The organism is Mesorhizobium sp. M4A.F.Ca.ET.020.02.1.1 (genome assembly GCF_004022645.1).
Taxonomy (GTDB): Bacteria; Pseudomonadota; Alphaproteobacteria; order Rhizobiales; family Rhizobiaceae; genus Mesorhizobium.
In genome coordinates this window covers 1-3,420 of the sequence record NZ_RZOI01000652.1, presented here as the reverse complement: position 1 = coordinate 3,420, position 3,420 = coordinate 1, and the positions used below count along the sequence as shown (strand labels likewise).

General features: G+C 62.8%; 4 protein-coding genes and 1 pseudogene. All 5 read left to right on the top strand.

Translation table 11 applies throughout. From position 1 onward, the window contains the following. A pseudogene (locus EN742_RS38300) lies at positions 1 to 349 on the top strand (carboxymuconolactone decarboxylase family protein); the annotation flags it as partial. Between the two features lie 22 nt (positions 350 to 371). Continuing rightward, complete coding sequence (locus EN742_RS28625; RefSeq protein WP_128333551.1) at positions 372 to 959, top strand: carboxymuconolactone decarboxylase family protein; 588 nt, start codon at positions 372 to 374, stop codon at positions 957 to 959. 85 nt (positions 960 to 1,044) lie between these two features. Continuing rightward, the gene (locus tag EN742_RS39680) at positions 1,045 to 1,305 is read left to right on the top strand and encodes an ATP-binding cassette domain-containing protein (RefSeq protein WP_245492414.1); all 261 of its coding nucleotides are present in this window, start codon (positions 1,045 to 1,047) and stop codon (positions 1,303 to 1,305) included. Beyond that, the gene (locus EN742_RS28620) at positions 1,302 to 2,612 is read left to right on the top strand and encodes a sugar ABC transporter ATP-binding protein (RefSeq protein WP_245492413.1); all 1,311 of its coding nucleotides are present in this window, start codon (positions 1,302 to 1,304) and stop codon (positions 2,610 to 2,612) included. The genes EN742_RS39680 and EN742_RS28620 overlap by 4 nt, the downstream gene beginning before the upstream one ends. Positions 2,613 to 2,626: 14 nt before the next feature. Beyond that, a partial coding sequence (locus EN742_RS28615) for an ABC transporter permease (RefSeq protein ID WP_148670320.1) occupies positions 2,627 to 3,420 on the top strand: 794 nt, incomplete at its 3' end.

The following is a 3,420-nucleotide window of genomic DNA, read 5'->3' as shown; positions in this document are numbered from 1 at the left end:
CTACAGTTCCGCCCATTGCGCTTGCGGCGCCGAGGAGCTTGGCCTGCCGCGCGAGAAGATAGAGGCGATCTTCGATTACGAGACATCGCCGGTCTATTCGAACGCCGAGCGCGCCGTGCTCAGGCTTTGCCGGCACGCGGCGCGAATCCCCGGTGAAGTGACGGACAAGGACGTCGAGGATTTGAAGGCGCATTTCAGCCTCGAAGTGGTGACCTTCATCGTTGGGCTGATCTGCTTCATGGCCTTCCTGAACAAATGGAACGAGATCGCCAAGACGCGCCTAGAGGACGTGCCTTTTGAATGGGCGCAAGCGAACCTGAAAAGCCTGGGCTGGCATCTCGATCGCTGAAGCCGTCGGAAAGGATCGGGCCATGGCGAGAATAGACCCGCTGAGTGCAAGCGACGCTCCGCGGCTCGCCGACGTGATTTCGGCGATACAGGCAGACCACGGCTACGTGCCGAACAGCTTCCTGACGCTTGCTCGCGACCCGGCGCTGCTGGGCGCGATGGGCAAATGCGCCGACGCCTTGTGGTATCCTGATGACATCGAACAGCCGGTGCGCCGTCTCGTCGGCTTCGCCTTCAGCCTTTTCTCGGGGGCGATGTACAGCGCGGCCCATCTGGCCTGCGGCGCCGAGGAACTGGGCCTGGCGAAAGACAAACTGCTCGCGGTTCGCGACTTCGAGACGTCGGACGTCTATGATGCGCGCGAGCGGGCGCTGCTGCGGCTCTGCCGCAACGCGGCGCGCATGCCCGGTGAATCGCGCGATGCCGACGTGGCCGACTTGCGCGAGCATTTCAGCGAGGTGGCCATCGTCGTGATTGCGGGATTGATTGCCTGGCATGCCTTCCTCAATCGCTGGAACGACATCATGGCAACGACGCTCGAAGACGCGCCGCGACGCTACGCCGAGAAGAATCTTGCCGCGACGGGCTGGATACTCGGCGTCCATGGCTAGAAACTGAACCACTGTCCCGCGAGCGCCGGCAACAGGCGCGGGGACACCGTCAGGGGATGACGGCACAAACGGGAGTACAGGGACAATGGCCGCAGCCGCGACCCTTGTGAATGAGAGCCAAGGCGCGCAGTCGCCCGAAATGGCGCCCCCGCTTTTGGCGGTGAGCGGCATCTCGAAGCGGTTCGGCGCCGTGCGAGCTCTCGACACAATGGATTTCGATCTGAGGCGAGGCGAGGTTCACGTCGTCTTCGGCGAGAACGGTGCGGGAAAATCGACGCTGATCAACGTGATCGCCGGCGCATTCCGCCAGACCAGGGTTCGCTCGCGATCGACGGCAAGGAGTTGAGGTTTCGCGACGTCCAGGACGCCCGCGCGCATGGCGTCGCCGCAATGTTCCAGGAGTTCAGCCTGGCGCCGCATCTCAGCGTGGAAGAAAACATCTTCCTCGGGGCGGAGCCCAACAGTTACGGGTTTGTCAGGATCGCGGAGCGCCGTACGAGGGTGGCCGAGGCGCTGTCGCGTTTCGGCTTCGCCATCGATCCCCAGGCGATGGTGGCGCGCCTGTCGCGCGCGGAGCAGCAGATGGTCGAGATGACCAAGGCCCTGCTGACCGACCCGCGGGTTCTCATCCTCGACGAGCCGACGGCGTCGCTCTCGCAAAAAGAAACCGAATCCATGTTCGGCCTGGTCCGGCAGCTTTGCGCGCAAGGTGTCGGCATCATCTACATCACGCATCGGATGAAGGAGATCGAGGCCATCGGCGATCGCGTCACCATCATGCGCGATGGCCGCTTCGTGAAAACCGTCGACGTGGCAACCACCACGCAGAAGTCGCTCGTGGAGCTGATGACGGGTCGTTCGTTCGAGAAATTCTATCCTGAGATAGCCCACACACCAGGCGAAGTCGTTTTGGAGGTCAAGAACCTGACGACCCTGACCGGCTGCGTGTCCAACGCTTCCTTCGCGGTTCGCGCTGGGGAGATCGTCGGTCTTTCCGGCCTCGTCGGCTGTGGAAAGTCGGAAATGATCCGCTCGATCTTCGGGCTCGAGCCGGTGCGCTCCGGAACGGTGGAAGTGCGCGGCAAGAGCGTTCCGGTTCGCACGCCTGCCAGGCTGCTGGAGATGGGCGTCGCCTACATCTCGTCCGACCGGCGCAATGAGGGCCTGATGCTGCTGCGTCCGACCCGGGAAAATCTGACGCTTTCCTCCCTCGGTCAGACAGAGCTCTCATGGTCCGGCTGGCTGAAGACGGCAAGCGAAAGGACCTTCGCCAAGCGTCTGGGAGAGCGGCTGCGCGTCCGTCCGCTGGAGCTCGACAAGCCGGTGGTGAAATATTCAGGCGGCAACCAGCAGAAGATCATGATCGCCAAGGCGATGGGGCGTGAGACCGACATCTTCCTGTTCGACGAGCCGACGGTCGGCATCGACGTCTCGGCGCGCGTCGAGGTCTACGGCTTCATCAAGGAACTGGTCGAGGCCGGCGCAGCCGTCATCATCGTCAGCTCCGACCTGCCGGAGGTCCTGAACCTCAGCCATCGTCTGCTGGTCGTGCGCAACGGCGAAATCGTCGACCAGATCGAAAAGTCCGACATTTCCGAAGGCCGTGTGCTGCACGGTTTCTTCGGCACAATCGACGAAACATCGTCGCACTAGAAAGGTCCAAGAACGTGGCAATCTCTTCCGAATCCGCCGCACGGTCCTCGCCGACCAACTGGACGAAAGCTGCTTTCATCCATCTTGGCATCCTGCCCTTCCTGCTGGTTGGTGCGATCGTCTTCTTCTCGCTTCAGGAGGAGCGCTTCTACTCGTCGCTCAACATCTTCAATGTCGCGCGGCAATCGACCTTCCTGATCATCATTGCGATGGGGCAAGCCGTGGTGCTGCTCACCGCCGGGCTCGATCTGTCGGTCGGTTCGGTGGTCGGGTTCGCCGGCGTCGTGACGGCGCTGATCCTGAAATCGGTCCTCGGTTCCTCGCCCGATGCCTTGCTCATGGCCATGACGCTTGCCATATCAGGCGGGTTGCTCGCGAGTGTGGTGATCGGGCTGATCAACGGTCTCGGCGTCGCCATGCTCAACGTTCCGCCCTTCATGATGACGCTCGGCACGACGACCAGCCTCGTTGGCGTCTCCCTGAGCATGACGAGCGGCCTGCCGGTCACGCAGATCCCTGACGATTTCCAGCGCATTCTCGGCTACGGGCGCATCCTGGGACTGGCTCCGGCGGTTCTGTTCACCGGCCTGATATTCGTCGCCATGTGGGTGCTGCTCAACAGGACGACGATCGGCCGCTACTTCTATTCGGTCGGCTCGAACATCCGCGCCTCGCAGCTCTCCGGCATCAACACCCGCCGTCAGCTGATCCTGGCCTATGTCATCTGTTCGGTCCTGGCGGCGATCACCGGCATCCTGTTCCTGGCCCGCACGGGCTCGGCGGAGGCGCTCAACGGCCAGCCCTATGG

Coding starts and splice junctions, on each gene's coding strand:
- EN742_RS28625 (WP_128333551.1), top strand. CDS start 372: ATGGCGAGAATAGACCCGCTGAGTGCAAGCGACGCTCCGCGGCTCGCC.
- EN742_RS39680 (WP_245492414.1), top strand. CDS start 1,045: ATGGCCGCAGCCGCGACCCTTGTGAATGAGAGCCAAGGCGCGCAGTCG.